A 21,379-nucleotide genomic window follows, 5' to 3' on the forward strand; every position below is an offset into this window, starting at 1 on the left:
CATTTTTCATATGGTCTTCCTTCATCCGCATAAAAGTGGCATCTGGATCTGTTTTGGAAAAGCTGTTACGCCCTTCAAAAGTTTCTTGATAGTTCTCATATTTTTCAGCACGTATTGAAAAATCCTCCTTGACTTTACGCAAGACTTTCTTGAGTTTACGACGTTGGGTTTTACGTTCATCCTTTCCTTTAACGGGTGTCTCCTCAATATCCTGGTTCAATTTTTCCAATTCTTCTTCAAGGACTTGAGCGAATTCAAGCAACTGCTCTGAAGAAATTGGTTCTTCTTCATCCAGCTTAATAGCTTGATGGATAAGAGGAGTGATTTCTTCTTGAAAATAGACTTGTATCTGTTCTTGAAGTTTGGCGGAGAATTTCTCTGTCGCTTTCTTCCACACGAAACTATACTTGTTGGCATTGGCTTCAATCTTAGTTCCGTCAATAAACAAGCAATCTAAGGTCACTAACTCTTCCATTTTTAAACGAAGATTAAGGTCGATGAAAAGATCACGAATGAGTTCTTCCATCCCTTCAGCGACACGAAAACGATTGATGGTACGATAGCTGACAACCAACTGCCCTGTTAGGTACTGCATAGCCAGATTTTCAATCATCATTTTTTCAATTTTTCGCCCAGAGAAAATCCCTTGTGAATAGGCAAATAGAAGAGTAGATACAAGCATTTTAGGGTGATAAGACGGGCGACCAAAGGCATGATAGAAGGCATGGAAATGATGATCCTCCAAGGTATTGACCACTTTTTCAATAGTAAAGACGAGATGGTCTTGTGGCAAGAAAGAACAGATTTCTAGTGGTAAAGTTGTTTGATTTGTGTTATAGTGAATATGCATGGGATAGCCTTTCTAAATGGTTTATTAAGCAATTCTATTTTACCAAGACTATCGCAACCATGCAAAAAGCAACGGCAAAAACCGTTGCTTTTTTGATAGAATCGAGACACTATTGTCCCAGACTCAATTTTATGATTTGCTATTTTCAGCTTGCTTTTTAGTCCTTGCAAGTCTCAACGCTCTATTTGGATTGAGGCGATTAAACAGTTCTTCTAACTTCTTCTCATTCCAGACATCTGCTGCAGAAACAAAATTTCCATCAGCATCACGGAAAGATATCGGTTTATCTCCCATAGCTATCTCCTAGTCTACAAACTCAAACTCAAACTTACCGATACGAACCAAATCTCCATCCTTGGCGCCACGAGCACGGAGAGCTTCATCAACTCCCATACCACGCAACTGACGAGCAAACTTCATGACAGACTCATCACGATCAAAGTTAGTCATGTTAAAGAGTTTGATGAGTTTTTCACCTGAAAGTACCCAAGTTGCATCGTCATCACGACTAATTTCAAATGGTTTTTCTTCTTCGTCAAAGCCATAATAAACTTCTTCTTCCATTTCTGACTCGTCATAAAGAAGGAATTCTGGAGTCTTATCAAGGAGCTCTGCTGTTGCATCTAGTAAAGGTGCTAAACCTTGTTTAGTCAAACCTGATATTGGGAAGATTGCTGGTAATTCCTCGAACTCATCAAAGTTAGTTGCCAATTTTTTCTTGAATTCTTCAAGGTTTTCCTGACTTTCTGGCATATCCATCTTATTAGCAACAATGATTTGGGGACGCTCCATTAGACGAAGGTTGTAAGATTCCAACTCTTTGTTAATAGCTAGATAATCTTCGTAAGGATCGCGACCTTCACTGGCTGACATATCGATGATGTGAAGGATAACGCGAGTACGCTCAATATGGCGAAGGAATTGAGTTCCCAAGCCCACACCTTGACTTGCTCCTTCAATCAAACCAGGAAGGTCTGCCACTGCAAAGGACTCACCTGATTGGGTACGGACCATACCAAGATTTGGAACGATTGTTGTAAAGTGATAGGCACCAATTTTAGGTTTTGCAGAGGTAATTACGCTGAGCAGAGTTGATTTTCCAACTGAAGGGAATCCAACCAAACCAACATCCGCAAGAATTTTAAGTTCTAACTGTAATTCGCGCTCCTGACCAGGTTCTCCATTCTCAGAGATCTCTGGAGCAGGATTTTTTGGTGTCGCAAAACGGATGTTCCCACGACCACCACGACCTCCATGAGCCACGATGAACTCTTGGCCGTTCTCTATCAAATCAGTGAGAACTTTCCCAGTCTCCGCATCACGTACAGTTGTACCTTGAGGCACTCGAACAATCAAGTCTTCTGCCCCTCTACCATGCATTCCTTTGGTCATCCCTTTTTCACCCGATTGGGCTTTGAAATGACGATTGTAACGGAAGTCCATCAGGGTACGTAAACCTTCATCTACAACAAAGACAACGTTACCTCCACGGCCTCCATCGCCACCCCATGGACCGCCATTAGGGACGTATTTTTCACGGCGAAAGGCAACCATCCCATCGCCACCATTTCCAGCCTTGACCTTAATCTTGGCTGTATCTAAAAACATACTCATATTCTTTTCTCACTTTAAAAAGGGCTGGGAAATCCCAGTCACCAACTATTACTACTTGCTAGAAAATCTAGCATTTTAAAATCTGCTAAATACACCAATGGCTGTAGCAAAGATACCTGCTAAGGTTACAAACAACATAATCAAAACGACGAATAGTGTCAATTTCTCAAAAAATGTTTTTTTACGTTTTCCATTATCACCAAATGCCATTATTCTCTCCTTTTCTATAATTCCCTATTTTTAATATTCTTCCGAAACTGGAGCAATTGCCCATAAAATTAAGTAAGCAATAAGTCCACTACCATAACAAAAAGCTAGAACTCCCCAGATTACACGTACAATTGTAGGATCAATATCAAAATAATTAGCTAGACCAGCGCATACTCCACCGATTTTTTGATCTCGACTACTTCTCATAAATTTCTTTTTCATTTCTTCATTTCCTTTCTTTGATGATCCTAGTCATTCCAATAATCTCTCAAATCATTCAACTGTTTCTTAGATGCCTTTAACATTCGTTTAGAACTTTTGACTGGAACTGAAACTGCCTGTTGTGGTATATAAAATACTGTCTTTAAAATACGTTTCGTAACAGGTTCATCTGCAGTCAATTCTTTTTCAAAATTGTTTGAGATGATAGCATCCAAATAAAACTCATGGACTCTCTTAGCAAAATTCTCAGCTGAAATTTCATACAATTTTTCAGCCAAAAGTTTCTCATCCATCTTTGGAGTTGCAATTAAAGCTTCTAAAATAGCCCCTGCTAGATCTCTCTCTTCATAATAAAGCGTTCCAAACATTTTATGATTGATGAGGTTATCAAGATAGGGATTTCCATGAGCTATAATTGGTGTCTTGCTAGCCAAACTTTCTAGATAGGTTAACCCCTGAGTCTCACTTGTAGAAGCTGAAATGAAGAAGTCAGCAGCCTTATAGTAAAGTGCTGTCTCACTCGGAGCGATCATACCTGTAAAGATAACAGAATCCTGAATTTGCAAATCTCCTGCTTGCTCCTTGAGGTTTTCCAGATAAGGCCCATCACCAGCAACGACTAATTTCACCTTTTGTTCTTCTTTTAGAACCTCTGCAAATGCAGCTAGTACCGCCTGAATATTCTTCTCGTAAGACACACGCGAAAGGCTAAGAAGCATTTTTTCATCTTCCTTAATACCTAGTTTAACCCGTAAGTCTGCGATATGTTCTGGTCCAATCTCAGGTCGTTCAAACTTGGCTAGCTCAATCCCTGTAGGAATAACACGCTTTTCAACTTTGACCTTATAATCCGATAACAAGTCGCGCACAATTTCACTCGGACAAATCACACCATCAACATCATGAAGGAAGCCTCTCACAAGATACCTGACCATACCTGGACGAATCAACATCCCTTTAGCGATATAGTGAACATAATCTTCGTACTGGGTATGATAGGTATGAATAACAGGGATTTTCAGCTCACGCGCTATCCAAATCCCTAATAAACCAAGAGAAAACTCAGTCTGCGTATGAATAATATCCAGCTTGTATTGTTTTGCTATCTCAAGAGCTTTCGTAAATCCACGATAGGCGAAACGTCGATCCTTAAAGGCAAAGAAAGGAACACTAGGGATACGAATAATCTGCCAGTCTTCATAACGATTAACATCCTTGTCTGTTGTTGTAAAGATAAAGACGGCATGTCCTTGCTTTTCAAGTTCTGTTTTTAAGGTTCGAATACTGGTCGCAACACCCGAGACCTGCGGGAAATAAGTATCTGTAAATAAACCAATTCGCATATACTACCTCATTTTTTTCCTAAATCTGCTTGCTCCCGATAGAATTTTAGCCAGATCTCAAGAAGATGCTCTTCTGAATATTCTCTTGAAATGGCCTTAGCCTTTTCTTTTAATTCTTTTAGTGCTTCTGGATGCTCTCGATATTCCAAGATAGCCGCTTTCATCTCTTCTACATCACTTGTTGGTCTGTAATTTCCTTCAAGAATGACCTTGTAAAGATCTAGATCACGAAGCATAATGGGTGCTTCACAACTCGCAGCTTCTAAAATAGTCATTGGAAAGAGCTCGTTATAACTTGGAAGCAAGAAAAGATCAGCCAAGGCATAGAGTTCTCTCATCCGTTCTGGATCAACAATCCCTGGGAAAATTAGATTTTCAGGAGGGTTATCCATAATCTTTTTATAGCGCTCATAACCATCGGTTATTCCCCCAAAAGAGAAGCCACCAGCCCAAATAAAAGTGATATCAGGTAATTCCTCAGCTAGAGTGATAAAGTCATCTATTCCTTTGCGCTTCTGAACCTGACCTGCACCAACGACTACAAACTGATTCTCATCAATCCCCATATCTTTACGAAGTTGTTCGACTTGCTCTATAGGAAGTGGATGCCATTTTTCTTTGTTGACAAAATTAGGAATATAGGTCACTTTTTCACGTGGAATTCCAGCAGCAACCAAATCCTCAATGAAGCTAGGATTGACCACAACCAGATGCTCCATACGGTCATAAAAAGAAAATACATAGCGTTTGACAATCCCCTTTAAGAAGAATGGAATCTTCAAACTACCTTCCAAGGTATCTGGTAAGAAGTGAACATAGCCAATCTTACGTCCAGAACGTTTTTTCTGAAAGGTCGAGAGATAATAAGGAAAATCAATCGTATGAAAATGAGTAACATCCGCTTCGATTGGAAGATTTTCTGTTACGATCAGTTGGTCTTTCGCATCTCGTTTTAAAAGCTGTACCAGTTCACGGTATGCACCAGACACACCTTGGCCCGCCACTTTTTCACTTGAACTTAGCATGTTGATGCGTAATTTCTCTTTTTCCATAGTAACCATTATACCATTTTCTTCAAATAAAATCAGCAAATAAAAAGAGAGATAGTATAAAAGCTGGGAATTCCTGGCGTCTACACTATTTCTCTTTTCATAATATACTTACTTGATACCTAAAGCGATACGAGCGTAACGGCTCATTTTCTCAACTGTCCAAGCTGGATACCAAACTAATTTGACTTCAACGTTAGTAACTTCTGGAACATCTGTCATAGCATCATAGATTTGGTCAGTTAAAAGATCTGCCAAGGGACAACCCATGGTTGTCAAGGTCATATCAATTTCAGTCTCACCTGTATCGCCATCAAAACGAATCTCGTAGATCAAGCCTAGATTGACAATATCAATCCCCAACTCTGGGTCAATCACTTCTTCTAGGGCTGTCAAAATACGTGTTTTGATATTTTCGATTTGTTCTTCTGTGTAAGCCATCTTCATTCTCCCTTAACTTAATCTTCAATGAAATCACGAAGTGGTTTGCTTCGACTTGGCTGGCGAAGTTTTCTCAAAGCTTTGGCCTCAATCTGACGGATACGTTCACGCGTTACGTTAAAGACTTTACCAACATCCTCCAAGGTACGCATTTTCCCATCATCAAGACCAAAGCGGAGACGCAAGACATTTTCTTCACGGTCAGTCAAAGTGTCTAACACTTCATCCAATTGCTCACGTAAAACGATACGAGTTGTATAGTCCACAGGATTTTCAATCACTTCATCCTCGATAAAATCACCAAGGTGGCTGTCATCCTCTTCACCAATTGGTGTTTCAAGAGAAACCGGCTCTTGGGCAATCTTGAGGATTTCACGAACCTTGTCAGGTGTCATATCCATGCGTTCAGCGATTTGTTCAGGAGTTGGATCTTGTCCCAACTCTTGAAGAAGATTACGTTGTTCACGAACAAGCTTGTTAATTGTTTCCACCATGTGAACTGGGATACGGATGGTACGAGCTTGGTCAGCAATGGCACGAGTAATAGCCTGACGAATCCACCAAGTCGCATAAGTTGAGAATTTGAACCCTTTAGAGTAGTCAAATTTATCAACAGCCTTCATCAAGCCCATGTTTCCTTCTTGGATCAAGTCAAGGAACTGCATTCCACGTCCAACATAACGTTTAGCGATAGAAACAACCAGACGAAGGTTAGCTTCTGCAAGGCGTTGTTTCGCTTCGATATCACCTGCTTCAACAGCAAGGGCCAACTCTTTTTCCTCTTCATTTGTAAGCAGAGGCACAACCCCGATTTCTTTCAAATACATACGGACAGGGTCATTGACCTTAGCAGAGGTTGAACCAATCAAATCTTCATCAGTCAACTCTGGTTCTTCCTCAGTGCTCAAAACACGCGCACTTGGATTTCCTTCGTTGTCCGTAATTGAGATACCAGCATCTTGAATACGTTGCAAAAGATTCTCAATACCTTCCACATCTAAAGTGAAGGGAATTACGAGGGCGTTATTGATTTCATCATCAGTTGCTGTACCAGTTTTTTTATGATTGCGAATAAACTCCGCTACTTGGACGTCAAAGGTTGTTACTTCTTTTTGTTTTGTTGCCATTCTTACTCCATTCTTCTTTTTTGGGCAATTAAGCGTTCTAGCTCTTCTAATGCGGTGTCTGTATCACCGACATGGCTAGCTTCCTGAACTTTCTTTTTAATTTGCAGATTTTCCTGATTCAAAAGAGCTCTTTTTCGAGACTCTTCCACTTCAGCTAACTCGTGAGGGGACATCTCAGGTGGCAAATCTAAGGCTAGGACTTGATACCAAGCACTCTCCACTTCTCTGGTCTGATGAGCCAAATCCTCAGACGAGATACTTCCATTATCAATCAAGAGTCCATACAAGGTCTGAAACTCTGGAGTTTCAAAGATAAAATCCTCTCTTAAGCGATAGTCATTAAGCACCAAGGGATGTTCCATCATTCGGTAGAGGATATGGGCTTCCGCTCTCATCACTGCTGTCAGCTGCTTGGTAACAGACATAGTGACAGGACTTGGACTATAGGTCTCCTTGACCTTCTCCTTTCTCTGTCTGACACGACTTTCATTGACAATATGTTCGACTTGCTGATAGTCAAAAGATGGCAAGTGATCCGTCAAAATGTGAATGTAGGAATTCTGAGCTGTGATAGAGGGTTCCTTTGCAATTAAGGGGGCAATTTTCTCTATAAATTCAATCTGAGCTTGTAGATTTTCACTGTTTTCCGGTCTGAAATGATGAATGTAAAACTCAACAGGACTGATACGTGTATTGGTTAAGAGATAAGCCAAGTCTTGAGGAGAGTTTTTCTGCAAATATTCATCCGGATCCATTGCGTCAGGAATCTGAACGACTTGGACAGGTAAATCTTTAAGTTCATCCAAGGCCTTAGCTGTGGCAGCTTGCCCAGCCTTATCTCCGTCATAGGTGACGATCACTTTTTTGGTAAAGCGTTTCAGATGCTCCACATGTTCACTCGTCAGTGCGGTACCCATAGAAGCAACTGCATTTTCAATACCAGCACGATAAGCCGCAATGACATCCATAAATCCTTCCATCAGGTAGATTTCAGGAGCCTTGCCCGATCCTTTTTTTACCCTCTCCAAATGATATAATTCGTAACTTTTGTTAAAAATTGCCGTCGCTCGACTATTTTTATACTTTCCAGTTTGAGAATCGGCCTCTTGCCATACACGACCAGAAAAGGCAATCACCTTTCCTTGATCATTTGAAAGAGGAAACATAATGCGATTATGAAAGGTATCAAAGAATTGGTTACTCTCAGATAGATAAAACAAACCTGAATCCAGCAAGTCCTTCTCACTATAATCATCTGCTAAACGTTGATAGAGATAAGAGCGTTCTGCTGGAGCCAAACCAATCATAAAATGCTTGAGAACATCATCTGTTAAGCCACGTTTATAGAGATAGTTTCTCGCCTCTTCACCCATCTTAGTTGTCATGAGGATGGCATGATAAAACCGAGCAGCCTTGTCATGCATATCGTAGAGATTTTGATGGGGCGACCTAGGCTGTATAGAACTATGAACAGGCGCTGCCATCTGAATCCCAAGTCTCTCAGCTAATATCCTCACCGCATCCGCAAAGGTTACTTGTTGATACTCCTCGATGAACTTAAAGACGTCTCCAGAACGACCACAGCCAAAACAGTGGTAAAATTGCTTATCTTCAACCACGTTAAAGGAAGGGGTCTTTTCACCATGAAAAGGACAGAGCCCTAAAAAGTTCCGTCCAGATTTTTGTAAAGAAATCACTTCTCCTATGATTTCGACAATATTGGTATTGTTTTTGATCTCTTCGATGAGTCTCTTGTCAACCATAGACAATACCTCCATTTTATCACAGTTTACTCTAACTAGTATAGCTTATTTCTGAAAAAAAGTAAACCATTTCATACACTTTACATGAGACTATTTCATAAAACTAGCTAGTCACTTTCTCTACTTTTACATCATTTTCAGATACAATATCCACTAAAAAATGCGTCGACATTAATTTGTAGTGATGGAGCTTTTTATTAACTATATTTGCAGAAGCGACTAAGTCACCAAATTCTGCATTCTCGACTTCATAGATATAGTTGGTCAGATAACGTGGTCTGTTCTTTGCTAATCCTTGCTCCCAGTAACTATCTATTAATTCTAAACTTTCCTGGACTGAACGGAAAGCCCAAACTTTTGTAAAGGTAAATTTAAATTTTTCCGAATCTTCCAAGTAGGCAATTAGAGTATCCCCGTCTATATTTATCTCGATACCATAGTCGCCAAAAGGGATGAAGCCCGGTTTAATTTCCGTCCATTTTTCCATATCAATTCTCCAAGTTCTATTTTCTGATAATTGTACTACAGCGGTGTACATGTTTATTTAGCAAATTTTCTAGTATTGACTGATACTTAAATTAGAATTTGCGGACACAAGAATCTCCACTACACTATCTTGAGTTATGATGATATAATGTTGTGAATACAGTGTTCCTGCACTACCATAGGCTGTATATCCGAGTTTATTCACTAATTGACTATTTTTGACTTCATAAATGATATTTTGGAAATTATTTTTTTCATATTTTTTAAACATCTCTTTATCCAGAATTGCAGATAAATACAATTTCCTGCTAAAAAATCGTGCTTCATCATAACAAAAACATGATAATTTAAAACAGTTCTGCTCTCCAATCAGCCTAATTTCCTGCCCATCTCCTAAATCGGTCAACAAAACCTTTATCTTATAGTTATCTCTGGGAATCAAATCTTTAAAGACTTCTACCCATTCTTCATTTTTAGTTTCTAGCTCTGATGTCATATATACCCCCATTATTCCATTTTACGTTTTAAACCTCTAATTTTCATCTATTTCATTTGATACTTCAATCAGTAAATCTTGAAGTTCCTCTAAATCAAGATACAGATTTCTAACTCCTACAAGTAACTGAGAAAAGGCTTGTCTATCTAATTGGCGATTCTCACTTAATGACTCAACAATCCAAGAATTTCCCTTCTCTATCCATTTCAAATGAAGGGGTAAATAATCATTTAAAATATCATTTATATTTTCTAAATTAGTAGAAGATATCTTGTTAGAGGTTTGACTGTCATTTATTAAAGATAAACTTTTACTTATTTTTTTCAACTCTGTTTCTATCGTCACTTTAATATCCTCCCTTGTGAGCCAATATCTAAGACTCCAAATCATCCAAAGACTGCATGCTATAGTCTAAATGAAGGCCTTATTCCTCAGCAAACTCCCTAGTAAAAGCAAATGAGGAAAGTCCATTCTTGAAAATCTTCTTGTGTGTATGCCATGTTTTTATCGCCTGCTTTTTATAAAACAATGCCTTTATCTGAATTTCTAAAATTTTTTAAAGTTACTTGACTTAATCATTCATTTTGTTTTTTTAAAATATACCATAGTCATTCAGAAAAGATTATTGCAAAATCTCTGTAATAGTAACTTCTCTTTCTGACTTTAAATCATAAAATCCTATATGTACATTGTCATCATATAGCCAAAACAAATCTGTTCCATATTTTGCGGGAAAAATTTCTAGTAGAACCGGAGCAATTTGCACTATACTTGTCACACCTAGAATTGTAAAATTATCAGGATTAGAAATATATTCTTCATCATCGATAGAAGATAATATTGTCCAGCCATTTAACTGAGAAATTGAAGATTTCTCTCTATAAGTGTACTGAATCGGATAGCCATTTATTACATTATTTGAAACCATAAATCCACCAAAATCACTATTATTCATCAGCAAGTAACCCTCCATTTTCAGATAATAAATCTTGTCTCCAACTGAATTCTCTCGCATAATCTATAGCTGACTTCCCTTGAAAATCTTTACGGTGAATATCAGAACCACTAGCAATCAACATCTCATATAAAGGCAAGGCTTCCTTGGTTGTTAATTTCAAGACTGTAATCGCAGCAATCAATGGAATTGCCCCATATTTATCAACTTGGTTAACATTTATCCCTGCTTTCAACAACATTGACATGACCTTAGTTGCATACTCAACATCTACTCTCCAATTCGCTTTAAACTGAAACAAATTATGTAAGGCATTTCTATTATCTGAGTCTAAACAATTAACATCAATTTTTTCATCAATAAGAAACTGAATAATCTTAAGTTTTTCATCTAGCAAAGTATTGCTAGTTAAAACCATGTTCAACAAATTCAATTTCTCATGTGTGTTTTGATTGACATCTCCCTTGTAGAGCGAATAAAACTCTTCAAACGTTCCTTCTTGAGCTGCATCAAATATATCTTGTAATACCATTCCTTCACCTATTCATATTTATGACTTCTATTTGATTTTGGTACTTCAATTTGAAAGTTAGCAGGATTTGACCGGTTTGATTCTAATCAATCTACTATTTGGATCTATTGCTTGCTAAACTATCAACTTGCCAAATCTTAATCATATGTCACTTTTACTTTAAATTCAACTGTCTGATCAGATATATTCTTTATTTTGATTTCGAATCCTTTCTTTGAAGCAAACGAAAAAAGTGCATTTTGAGGTGGATCCATAATAATACCTTCGCGATCGACACCAATGCCATTATGAGGATTCTCTAATATCGTTACATCCCAGCTTTATGTTTTTTCATTGTAATGATAGGTTTCAATCCGAGAATCCTTAATATTATATCCAATTCCTTTTTCAGGATCAAACCAATCATCACCTCGAGAAAGCTTTATATTCCCATCTGTAGTAACTGGAATTACCTCTACATGGATTATGGAGTCCAAACTCTCGGAGTGTCCGTTTACACGCACCTTTGTCTCTTCACTTGGACCTAAAGTAATGATTCCCCATTTTATATTACAGATCACAAGAGTTAGGATGGATACAGTAAACAGTAAGATGGCTAAAAGAACAAAATCTAATTTTTTCAATTTAACTAACATCCTTATTTCATATTAAACTTATACTCACAAAATTTATCGTATAAATCTTACTTTCAATTAACTTTTCAATTTTAGATTTATACTCTTCGAAAATCGAATTCAAACCACGTTAGCTTCACCTTGCCGTACTCAAGTACAGCCTGCGGCTAGCTTCCTAGTTTGCTCTTTGATTTTCATTGAGTATTATATTCAGAACTACAATAATTTAATAAAAGCAAGTTAGTCTACAACTTGCTTCCTTGAGTAAAGATAAGTCGAATCTTAAAAATCCCCCCATATTATTTATCTTTTATTTCATTGGTTTTCTGCATTTACGAATCTCTTCTCCTAATTCAGAATCCAATTGTAAGGCTTTATCATCTGACAAGAGTAATGGAATCATTTTGAAATATTCATCTACATAACTATGATGTAATGTTTCAGCATTTGCAACCTCAAAATAAGGTAAAGTACCAAACTTAATATAACTGAAAGCTTTTCTTAAAAGTTGAGCTGGCGAACATACACAATAAATTTGTTTAAATTTCATTTCTTCAAAAATCTGAGTTGCAACATAACACTCATCAGTAGAATTATAAACTCCCTGATCTCCTTTATATTTTACATTCATCTCATCACTATATATTACTGCACTACTTATCCCTTTTTCTACTAAATAATTTTTTCCGGCACCGCTAAGAGAAAGTTCATCTACTACTTCATTATTTTTATGAATACTTCCTGGAACATAAATATATACACTTTCTCCCGATTGATTTAATCTGTTATATAACTCTATAGCCTTATCCAAGCGTTTTGAAAACTCTTCATTAGGATATTTTCCTTCATCTAATGGGTGCTGGGCTGCAACTTCAATTAATAAACCTTTGCCAGTTTGTCTTGACTTTATCATCCGTTCTGATGAAGATTTTAATAACTCTTCCCAATTTTTGTACTGAGATTCTTTTTTTATTTCATTTTCACCTAATGTTAGAGAAGCCTTATTCCAGATACTTTCAAAGTGTTCTTCCATCATTTCAATAAAGTTAAAATCCCCCTCATCTTTGTTAATATCATCAACCCTCTCACCAGTTAACATAAAATTTTCAACAGACTTATATGGAGGAAGAGTGATATTCAACCATACTTTCGTTGTTATTTTACCCTTTGAAGGTTTACTTTGAGATAAAATAAACGGTAAACGATACTCAGTTGAGTAATAGCGAATTTCCATCTTTTTTTCACGTTTATAATACTCAAGTTGTTTACATAACTTTTCAATTTCCTTTTTTATATCTTTGCCATTTTCTAAATAGCCTTGTTCAATGTCTAGTTGTTCTAGTTGCTTAATCTTATTTAAATATTGCTCTACCACGTTAATATCTAAAATGTATGATTCATACTCGTTGACTATTTCACGAATCTCTTCACTAATCTTTGTTCCAGATTTACGATTTTTTTGCTCTACTTCTAAATTTTCAATATCAGTTAAGAAATGATTATCTACTTGCGCGCATAAAAATCGAATGTGCATACCTTTATCCATAGCTTTTTTTAGAGGCGTCTTGTTAGCACTAAAAAAACCATAACCCGATACAAAGATAATATCTAATCTCTCAGTATCTTTACACATCTTCTTTATATCAGTTTTAGAAAACCCCTTCTTTGAAGCCGTCCCCTTAAAACCATAGGATTCCATTTTTTTTGAAATACGGATATAGCTTGTCATTTTATCAATTACAAATAATGCAAATCCTCCTGCTATAATTGTTGGAATTAAATTAGTCAGACTCCCCTCGATGATAGCTTTATAATCAAGTTCAGAAAAAATATTCAATAAATTCATAAAAATCACCTCAAGTTCATTTCCTATATTATAACATACATTTACTATTTATAAAGCTCTCTCTATTCATACTTAGTTCTATTCTTTCATAGATTTCAATGGCACAATCTCTACATCCCCAAGATTATCAACGGAGTAGCGTTGACTACCTTTTTTGAACCAGCGTTCTAGAACAACATCATAGAGCATGAGGTGGGATTTTTCTTTAATCCAAGCTTCATCAATCCCATAAGGCTTTAAATACTCTAGTGCTTCGTTGGGATCTGTTAGCTGAAAACTTGGTAAACCTTTAGTCGAACTAAAACCATAGGAAATTTTCAAATATGATGCTAAATCAAGTTCTCCTCTAGTCTTTATTTCTATACGATAACCGGTCAATCCATATGCTAATGATTGATCAGATTCCGAAATTTCAATAGTTTGTTTGAGCATCTTATCTCTATAATCATAATCAATAAAAAGGTATCTGCCATCAGGTAACGACCGCCTATACTCAATTAGAAATGTTTTTTCAATACCTACATACACTAATATAGTTTCACTCTCAGATAAGCCTGCTTCAGGACTCATACCAACTATAATATCCTTATCGCGATATGATTGGCCTCCGTCAACGGCTTTACTAAAATCAGCAAGTCCAGGTAAAACACCACTATGGGTTTCTGCATAGTTCATCTCTAAAAAGACATTACTTAAAGATTCATACACTCCTTTATAATAATTCTTTTGATAGACACGATCTAGACTAAACAAAGTTAGAAAACCTACTACAGTTATGAGTACGATTTTTAAAATTTTTTTCATCTACCTTTTTCCTTACTTAAATCTTGGAGAAACTGATAAACAACATTATTCTTCTCTTTTTACATCTCCATTGCTTGGGTATCATCCTATTCAGAAAAACTTAGAGACACAATCTCTACATCCCCAAGATTATCAACTGAGTAGCGTTGACTACCATTTTTGAACCAGCGTTCTAGAACGACATCATAGAGCATGAAGTGGGATTTTTCTTTAATCCAAGCTTCATCAATCCCATAAGGCTTTAAATACTCTAGTGCTTCGTTGGGATTAGTTAAGTAAAAATTTGGTTTTTCCACAGTGCCCGCTCTCTTAAAATACGACTCCAAATTTATCTCCCCGCTATCCTTATTTCTTATATTATACCCAGCTAAGTAGTATGCCAGTGAACTTTTAGAATCCGAAATTTCGATAGTTGGGTTAAGATTTTTATTCTTATAATTGTATCTAATAAATAGATATCTCCCATCAGATAATAGTTGCTGGTATTCAATAATAAAAGTTTCTTCAAAACCTACAATCACTTTTAAACTTTCATTTTCAGACAAGCCTGCATCAAGTCCTATGGAAATTATCCAGTCTGGATCTCTAAACGATTGACTCCCGTCAACGGCTTTACTAAAATCAGCAAGTCCAGGTAAAACACCACTATTTATCTCTGCATAGTTCATTTCTAAAAAGACATTACTTAAAGATTCATACACTCCCTTATAATAATTCTTTTGATAGACACGATATAGACCGAACAAAGTTAGAAAACCTACTACAATTATGAGTACAATTTTTAAAATTTTTTTCATGACTTTTTCCTTACCTAGAACTTATATACTTTACAAAGTAAAAATACATTTTAAATACCTTATTTTAGAGACAAGATAAAATTTAGACGCAAAACACTTTTTTATAAGTTTTTTATCTTTAGCAACATTTTCCTTATAATCATTATACTATAAAATCTTAGACGGTGGAATCCAGACCATTTTTAGATAATCTCCTTTTAATACAAAAAACTTAGAAGCAAAAGCCTACTTCTAAGTTTTTAAGGATACTTGATTTAAAAATTATCTACTCAAAAAGTTGATAGTAATCAGAAATCTTCATCTTGGCTTTTTCATCCTTATTCAAATCTTGGATGATTTGTCCATCTTTCATAACAATCAAGCGATTTCCATACTTGAGAGCATCTTCCATATGGTGGGTAATCATCAGAGCAGTCAGATGGTCCTTGCTGACGAAGTCATCTGTCAATTCCATCAAGGCCACACTTGTTTTAGGGTCAAGGGCTGCTGTATGTTCATCCAACAAAAGGAGTTCTGGACGTTTTAATGTTGCCATTAAGAGACTCAAGGCCTGTCTTTGTCCACCTGACAAGAATTCAATCGGTGTATCCAAGTGTTTCTCTAGTCCATTTCCAACCTTCTCAATAGTTGCTTGAAATTCTTCCTTGTAAGCGGAGAGTTTTCTTGGAAAGAGACCACGTTTTTCTCCACGAAACTTAGCAATCAAGAGATTTTCTGCAACGGTCATACGAGGGGCTGTTCCCATTTTTGGATCTTGGAAGACACGAGAAAGGTATTTGGCACGCTTTTCTGGGCTGAAATGAGTCACATCCTCACCCATGATGCGGATACTACCGCTGGTTAAAGGTAAAGTTCCCGCAATACTATTAAATAGGGTTGACTTGCCTGCACCATTTCCACCCAAGATTGTAATGAAGTCATGTTCATAAATATCAAGTGAAACATCGTTTAGAATAATCTTTTCTTCGTCAAAGCCATTTGTCACAATTTTTGTGGCATTTTTTAATTCTACAATTGCTGTCATTTGCTTAACTTGACTCCTTTCAAGTATTTATCCTTAAGAGTTGGAATGACTAGACAAGTTGCTAGGATAAGGGCACTGTATAGACGGAGATAGCTAGTATTAAAGCCGAGAGCAATAACGCCCCATACCAAGAATTGATAACTGATGGAACCAACAACAATAGTAACCAAGCGTTCTGCTAGAGTAAGACTCTTAAAGAGAACCTCACCGATAATCAAGCTGGCAAGACCAACAACGATAACACCGATACCACGAGAGACATCCGCATAACCTTCTTGTTGAGCGATAAGTGCGCCAGCAAGTGCGATTACACCATTTGACAAGACCAAGCCCATAAGCTCCATACGTCCTGTATTGATACCAAAACTACGAGCCATATCTGGATTATCCCCTGTAGCGATATAGGCCTGTCCAAGTTTGGTATCTAGGAAGAAAAGCATGAGAAGAATAACCAAAGTCACAAAAATTAAACCTGTCAGTAATTGATTAACCTCTGATGAAAATGGAAGAACATCTTGGATTTGCTTGGTATTTAAAAGCCCAAGGTTTGCTCGTCCCATAATCATGAGCATGATAGAATGACAAGAAGTCATGACTAAAATTCCTGATAAAAGAGTTGGAATTTTCCCTTTGGTATACAATAGTCCAGCTGCTAAACCAGCAAGACAACCTGCTCCTATGGCTGCTAAAGTAGCAAGAAAAGGATTAACTCCTTGGGTAATTAGAGTAACTGCTACAGCTCCTCCCAAGGGGAAGGAACCTTCAGTTGTCATATCTGGAAAGTTCAGGATACGAAAGGTCATAAAGATTCCTAAACCTAGGATAGCCCAGACCAATCCCTGTGAAATAATAGATATTAGCATGTTTGATTCGTTTCCTTTATTCTAAAAATTGGAGGAGATGTCTCCAACTCCTCCTTCATTCTTATTCGATTACTTGACCAGCTTCTTTGAGAACTGATTCAGGAATAGTGATTCCAAGTTCTTGAGCAACTTTTTTGTTGATCACTGATTTACCAGTTGAGAAGACATTGACTGGTGTATCTGCAGGTTTTTCACCCTTCAAGACTTTGGCAATCATTTTACCAGTAGCAACACCAAGATCGTGTTGGTCAACAACGACTGATGCCAAACCTCCAGCTTCTACCATGGCAGTCGCACTTGGGTAGATTGGTTTTTTAGCTGTTTGATTGCTTGAAACGACAGTTGAGAATGCAGATGCGATTGTGTTATCGATTGGAACCCAGATTGCATCTACTTTACCAGTCATAACGTTCACTGTTGAAGCAATTTCGTTCGTTGAAGGAACTGCGAATGTTTCTACTTTCAAACCAGCTTTTTCAGCGTATGCTTTGAATTCTTCAACTTGTGATTTTGAGTTATCTTCGCTACTTGAATAAAGCGCTCCAACCGTCTTGACATCAGGAGTCAATGTTTTGATCAATTCAACCTGTTGTTCAGCAGGGTTGTGGTCAGACACCCCAGTGATGTTCCCACCTGGTTTTTCCAAGTTTTGTACAAGGTTAGCACCAATTGGGTCTGTGATAGCTGCCATGATAACAGGAAGGTCTTTTGTTGCACTTGCAAGACCTTGAGCTGCTGGTGTTGCAATACCAACAACGACATCATTTCCATTTGCCACCAATTGTTTACTCATTGTCGCAACCTTACTTTGGTCACCTTCTGAGTTCATAAAGTCGATTTTAACTTGGTCACCTTTATAGCCTTCTTCAGCAAGTCCATCTTGGATACCTTGGTAAATCAAGTCGAGTGATGGGTGGCTTACAAACTGAAGAACACCAACCTTAGCTGTTTTATTAGCTGTCTCAGTTTTAGTTTCTTGTTTCGTTAAGCTAGAATATACCAAGCTTCCTCCAACTACGAGTGCTAATGCTACGATAATTCCCATTAATCGTTTATTCATTTTATTTCTCCTTATTTTTCAATACTTACTTCTAATTTTACCTTTTAAATCGCTTAACCAAGCGTCGCCATCGTTTGATTTCCATAATTTTTTCCTCCCCATAGAAAAAGTCCTCACACAAAAAAATTGTGTGAGGACGTCGATGCGCGGTGCCACCTCAATTATAGGAACTAGTCCTATCGCTCTTACTCGCTAAAACGAGTTGCACTGTAAGGTGTGCTCACCGAATTCTTATGATTTCAAATTCTTAATAACATTCAGCCCAATTTTCATCACTTTCACCTATCTGTTTCCACCAACCACAGACTCTCTAAAAAATTTCAATGATTACTTTCTGAATGCTTAAATTATATCATTTTACTAAAACTTGTCAAGGGTTTTCATAAAATATTTTAAAAAATTACGAAAATTCCTACGGTTTTTGGAAAATGGAGCTTATATCAACCTGAATTACGTAATCCTGTAGCAATTCCGTTGATAGTTGTATGGATCAATCGTTCTTCATCTGAAGATAGCTCACCACGACGTTGACGCTTAATCAATTCCAACTGAATATAGTTAAGGATATTGAAATAAGGCATGCGGTAGTTGAGACTGTCTTTCAAATAAGTATTTTCTGCCAACAGCTCCTCATGGCCTTCAATAGCCAAGATAACGTCCTTAGTCAACTGCCATTCATCCAAGATAGTATAGTAGATTGCTTGTACTTCTTCACTTTCACACAGTTTAGCGTACTCAAAGGCGATGTTCATATTTGATTTGGACAAGACCATATCAACATTAGATAGGAGTGACTGGAAGAATGGCCAATTTTGATACATATCACGAAGGAATTCAATATTTTTTGGATCTTGGTCAATAAATTCCTTGAAGCTTGAACCAACTCCATACCAACCTGGGAACATAACACGACTTTGTGACCATGAGAATACCCAAGGAATAGCACGTAGACCACCGATTTCAGTGATTGTTTTACGAGCTGCTGGTCGAGAACCAATATTGAAACTTGAGATAGCCTTGATTGGACTAGATTCAAAGAAATAATCATAGAAATGGTCATTTCCAAATACAAGCTCACGGTAGATATCATAACTGCGTTCCACCACTTGATCCATGATAGCTTCATAGCGATTTGATGTATTGGTATCACTCTTCTTCTTAGTGATCATACGGTTGATAGCTGCTGAAACCAACATTTCAAGGTTATAGTAGGCTGCATCCTTGTTTCCGTATTTGTTGCCGATAACTTCTCCTTGCTCTGTCAATCGAATACGATCCTTAATTGACTTGAGCGGTTGAGAAGCAATGGCATCATAAGTAGGACCACCACCACGGCCAACGGTACCACCACGACCATGGAAGAAGGTTACTTTGACTCCAAATTCGTCACCAATAGCAGTCAATTGTTGTTGTGCCTTATAGAGTGTCCAACAAGATGATAGATAACCGCCATCCTTGTTACTATCAGAGTAGCCAAGCATGATTTCTTGGTAATTGTTTTTAGAAGCAATCCATTTCTTAGCAAGTGGTAGAGAGAAATACTTTCTCATTGTTTCTTCAGAATGGTCCAAGTCCTCAATTGTTTCAAAGAGAGGAACAATCTGAACACGCGCTTTTTCAGCATCCACAAGACCGACTTCTTTAAGCATGATAGCCAACTCAAGCATATCTGACACGCTGGTTGCATGAGAGATAATCGTTTGACGAATGACATCTTCTCCTAAACGGTCTTTTAATTCACGTGCTGTTTGGAAAATAGCCAGTTCTTTTTCGAGAAGTTCAGACTTCTCAGCATGAGTTGCAGACAAGATTCGAGGATCTTCTAATAATTCATGCAATAGCAAGTCACATTTTTCATCTTCTGATAAATCACTATAGTGGTCATTGATTCCAGCAGATGCCAATAATTCTGCTACACAGGCTTCGTGGACGCTTGAATCTTGACGCATGTCGATGGAAGCCAAGAAGAAACCAAAGACTTCTACAGCTTCTAAAAGTTCTGCAAATTCACCTGTAAGCAAGGACTCTGCCTTGTTTTCAAGTAATGAATCCTTAATAGTATATAGATCTTTTTTGAACTCTTCAACTGTTTCGTAAAATGGTGGACGATCTTCAGCCAGTTCTTGAATAGCTCCTGAAAGTCGATTGCTAATATAATCTGTAATCACTCCTTGTTGATGCCCTTGAGTACCAAGAAGACGTTCAACAGGATGACGTTCATCAGCTGACGAGCCAACAACAGACCATTCTTTTAAATTCAAGAGAGTTTGAATCAATTTGGACTGAATCAAATGAAAGGCACGACGATAGGGTTCTTTCTCACGAAAGACGGATGTATCTCCAGACTGAGCAGCCATTTCTTCAACAGCTTTGCTAGTTTTTGATAAATTCGTTGAAAGAGAGAAGGTACGATAAAGACTAGAAATTTTACTGATGTAATAGTTCAAGATCACTTCACTTTGGATAGTAGCAGAACGCATAAGTGTTTCAGCTGTTACAAATGGATTTCCATCACGGTCTCCACCGATCCACATTCCCATAGTAATTGGTTTGGCTTGTTTAAGATCAATACCTTGTTCTTTTGCTAGACGCTTGTACTCTAACATCAAGTTAGGGACAGCCTGTAGGAAGGAACTATTGTAGTACTCCATCACGTTAGTGATTTCATTGGTTACTTTTAGTTTCTTCTCACGAATCATATCTGTCTGCATGATAATCTCAATATAGCGACGAAGATCATTATGCCATTTTTCTTTGTTGATGAGTCCCATTCTCACGTCACGATATTTACGTAAAAGGGTATGGATATGAGTGGTCAAATCCAACATACTCTTACGTTGAACCTGAGTTGGATGGGCTGTCAAAACTGGCACCACGTTCAAGTGTTCAAGAATCTCAGCAGCGTTTTCTTTTTCAGCCACCATTTTAATAGTTGTTGACAATTTACCCAGATAGTCTTGATCGACATTATTTAGATGGTTAATCTCATAAGCCAAGTCAACATCTTCTGAGATGTTAATTAAAAGAGGCAAAATAGAGAAGTATCTAGAAATGTAGACCATCTCATCATTTGAAAGCCCTGTTACTACTTTATCTAGCCCTTGATAGTCAAGTTTTGAAGAAAGTTCCTTCAAGTGCATAATCTTATCAAAGGTTTCAGCAGGAAGCATATTTTTTGTGATATCTTCCAGCATATCTGTCAAGATTTGCACTTCTTCTTGTACGACCGTTTTGTTACTATAATTTTCTAACTTTTGAAGAGACATTTTTTTCTCCTTGTTAT

General features: G+C 37.3%; 24 protein-coding genes and 1 pseudogene. 1 reads left to right on the forward strand and 24 read right to left on the reverse strand.

From position 1 onward, the window contains the following. On the reverse strand, positions 1–850 hold an 850-nt coding region (locus GEZ89_RS01440; RefSeq protein ID WP_194251814.1), incomplete at its 3' end, for a transposase. Here GEZ89_RS01440 and GEZ89_RS09675 point away from each other — a divergent pair. Then, on the forward strand, positions 811–1,011 hold the full coding sequence (locus tag GEZ89_RS09675; RefSeq protein WP_322741465.1) for a hypothetical protein: 201 nt from the start codon (positions 811–813) through the stop codon (positions 1,009–1,011). The two genes, GEZ89_RS01440 and GEZ89_RS09675, sit on opposite strands and share 40 nt — an antisense overlap. Here GEZ89_RS09675 and GEZ89_RS01445 read toward each other — a convergent pair. The 23 genes and pseudogenes from GEZ89_RS01445 to ppc form a co-directional block, all read right to left on the reverse strand. Further along, entirely contained in the window at positions 980–1,144 is a 165-nt protein-coding gene (locus GEZ89_RS01445) for a hypothetical protein (RefSeq protein ID WP_000502583.1), read from the reverse strand. The genes GEZ89_RS09675 and GEZ89_RS01445 overlap by 32 nt on opposite strands. Positions 1,145–1,153: 9 nt before the next feature. Beyond that, entirely contained in the window at positions 1,154–2,464 is a 1,311-nt protein-coding gene (obgE, locus tag GEZ89_RS01450; protein ID WP_153224708.1) for a GTPase ObgE, read from the reverse strand. 75 nt (positions 2,465–2,539) lie between these two features. Beyond that, a complete protein-coding gene (locus tag GEZ89_RS01455) occupies positions 2,540–2,674 on the reverse strand; it encodes a DUF4044 domain-containing protein (RefSeq protein WP_049548929.1) in 135 nt (44 codons plus the stop codon). 30 nt (positions 2,675–2,704) lie between these two features. Next, on the reverse strand, positions 2,705–2,896 hold the full coding sequence (locus GEZ89_RS01460) for a PspC domain-containing protein (RefSeq protein ID WP_075229473.1): 192 nt from the start codon (positions 2,894–2,896) through the stop codon (positions 2,705–2,707). Positions 2,897–2,922: 26 nt separating this feature from the next. Further along, positions 2,923–4,239, reverse strand: coding sequence for a glycosyltransferase family 4 protein (locus tag GEZ89_RS01465; RefSeq protein ID WP_153224709.1), 1,317 nt, complete (start codon positions 4,237–4,239; stop codon positions 2,923–2,925). An 8-nt stretch (positions 4,240–4,247) separates the two neighbouring features. Further along, a complete protein-coding gene (locus GEZ89_RS01470; RefSeq protein ID WP_228113854.1) occupies positions 4,248–5,300 on the reverse strand; it encodes a glycosyltransferase family 4 protein in 1,053 nt (350 codons plus the stop codon). A 99-nt stretch (positions 5,301–5,399) separates the two neighbouring features. Then, on the reverse strand, positions 5,400–5,729 hold the full coding sequence (locus tag GEZ89_RS01475; RefSeq protein ID WP_000331926.1) for a metal-sulfur cluster assembly factor: 330 nt from the start codon (positions 5,727–5,729) through the stop codon (positions 5,400–5,402). A 17-nt stretch (positions 5,730–5,746) separates the two neighbouring features. Continuing rightward, the gene (gene rpoD / locus GEZ89_RS01480; RefSeq protein WP_000201894.1) at positions 5,747–6,856 is read right to left on the reverse strand and encodes an RNA polymerase sigma factor RpoD; all 1,110 of its coding nucleotides are present in this window, start codon (positions 6,854–6,856) and stop codon (positions 5,747–5,749) included. 2 nt (positions 6,857–6,858) lie between these two features. Continuing rightward, positions 6,859–8,619: a DNA primase gene (gene dnaG / locus GEZ89_RS01485; protein ID WP_153224710.1), complete on the reverse strand. Its 1,761-nt coding sequence runs from the start codon at positions 8,617–8,619 to the stop codon at positions 6,859–6,861. Positions 8,620–8,722: 103 nt separating this feature from the next. Then, on the reverse strand, positions 8,723–9,106 hold the full coding sequence (locus tag GEZ89_RS01490; RefSeq protein ID WP_153224711.1) for a hypothetical protein: 384 nt from the start codon (positions 9,104–9,106) through the stop codon (positions 8,723–8,725). Between the two features lie 69 nt (positions 9,107–9,175). Further along, entirely contained in the window at positions 9,176–9,601 is a 426-nt protein-coding gene (locus GEZ89_RS01495; protein WP_153224712.1) for a hypothetical protein, read from the reverse strand. A 36-nt stretch (positions 9,602–9,637) separates the two neighbouring features. Further along, complete coding sequence (locus GEZ89_RS01500; RefSeq protein WP_248034201.1) at positions 9,638–9,946, reverse strand: hypothetical protein; 309 nt, start codon at positions 9,944–9,946, stop codon at positions 9,638–9,640. Between the two features lie 277 nt (positions 9,947–10,223). After that, complete coding sequence (locus GEZ89_RS01505) at positions 10,224–10,556, reverse strand: immunity protein Imm33 domain-containing protein (protein ID WP_228113855.1); 333 nt, start codon at positions 10,554–10,556, stop codon at positions 10,224–10,226. Next, entirely contained in the window at positions 10,549–11,088 is a 540-nt protein-coding gene (locus GEZ89_RS01510) for an ankyrin repeat domain-containing protein (RefSeq protein WP_153224714.1), read from the reverse strand. Before GEZ89_RS01510 ends, GEZ89_RS01505 begins: the two co-directional genes overlap by 8 nt. Before the next feature lie 8 nt (positions 11,089–11,096). Beyond that, positions 11,097–11,156 (reverse strand): annotated as a pseudogene (locus tag GEZ89_RS09820) (GH-E family nuclease); the annotation flags it as partial. Positions 11,157–11,408: 252 nt separating this feature from the next. Further along, the gene (locus GEZ89_RS01515; RefSeq protein ID WP_153224715.1) at positions 11,409–11,723 is read right to left on the reverse strand and encodes a hypothetical protein; all 315 of its coding nucleotides are present in this window, start codon (positions 11,721–11,723) and stop codon (positions 11,409–11,411) included. Positions 11,724–12,012: 289 nt separating this feature from the next. Further along, positions 12,013–13,548 carry a hypothetical protein gene (locus tag GEZ89_RS01520; RefSeq protein ID WP_153224716.1) on the reverse strand — a complete coding sequence of 512 codons (1,536 nt, stop codon included), beginning with the start codon at positions 13,546–13,548 and terminating at the stop codon, positions 12,013–12,015. Between the two features lie 78 nt (positions 13,549–13,626). Further along, positions 13,627–14,352 carry a TipC family immunity protein gene (locus tag GEZ89_RS01525; RefSeq protein ID WP_153224717.1) on the reverse strand — a complete coding sequence of 242 codons (726 nt, stop codon included), beginning with the start codon at positions 14,350–14,352 and terminating at the stop codon, positions 13,627–13,629. Between the two features lie 86 nt (positions 14,353–14,438). After that, entirely contained in the window at positions 14,439–15,149 is a 711-nt protein-coding gene (locus GEZ89_RS01530) for a TipC family immunity protein (RefSeq protein WP_153224718.1), read from the reverse strand. 265 nt (positions 15,150–15,414) lie between these two features. Next, positions 15,415–16,173 (reverse strand): ABC transporter ATP-binding protein, encoded by a 759-nt coding sequence (locus tag GEZ89_RS01535; protein ID WP_153224719.1) that lies wholly within the window; start codon positions 16,171–16,173, stop codon positions 15,415–15,417. After that, positions 16,170–17,036, reverse strand: coding sequence for an ABC transporter permease (locus tag GEZ89_RS01540; RefSeq protein ID WP_075231637.1), 867 nt, complete (start codon positions 17,034–17,036; stop codon positions 16,170–16,172). Before GEZ89_RS01540 ends, GEZ89_RS01535 begins: the two co-directional genes overlap by 4 nt. A gap of 61 nt (positions 17,037–17,097) precedes the next feature. Beyond that, positions 17,098–18,096 carry a tryptophan ABC transporter substrate-binding protein gene (gene trpX, locus GEZ89_RS01545; RefSeq protein WP_153224720.1) on the reverse strand — a complete coding sequence of 333 codons (999 nt, stop codon included), beginning with the start codon at positions 18,094–18,096 and terminating at the stop codon, positions 17,098–17,100. 440 nt (positions 18,097–18,536) lie between these two features. After that, a complete protein-coding gene (gene ppc, locus GEZ89_RS01550; RefSeq protein ID WP_153224721.1) occupies positions 18,537–21,362 on the reverse strand; it encodes a phosphoenolpyruvate carboxylase in 2,826 nt (941 codons plus the stop codon). Positions 21,363–21,379 lie beyond the last annotated feature (17 nt).

The organism is Streptococcus mitis, from assembly GCF_009496285.1.
GTDB lineage: Bacteria > Bacillota > Bacilli > Lactobacillales > Streptococcaceae > Streptococcus > Streptococcus mitis_BP.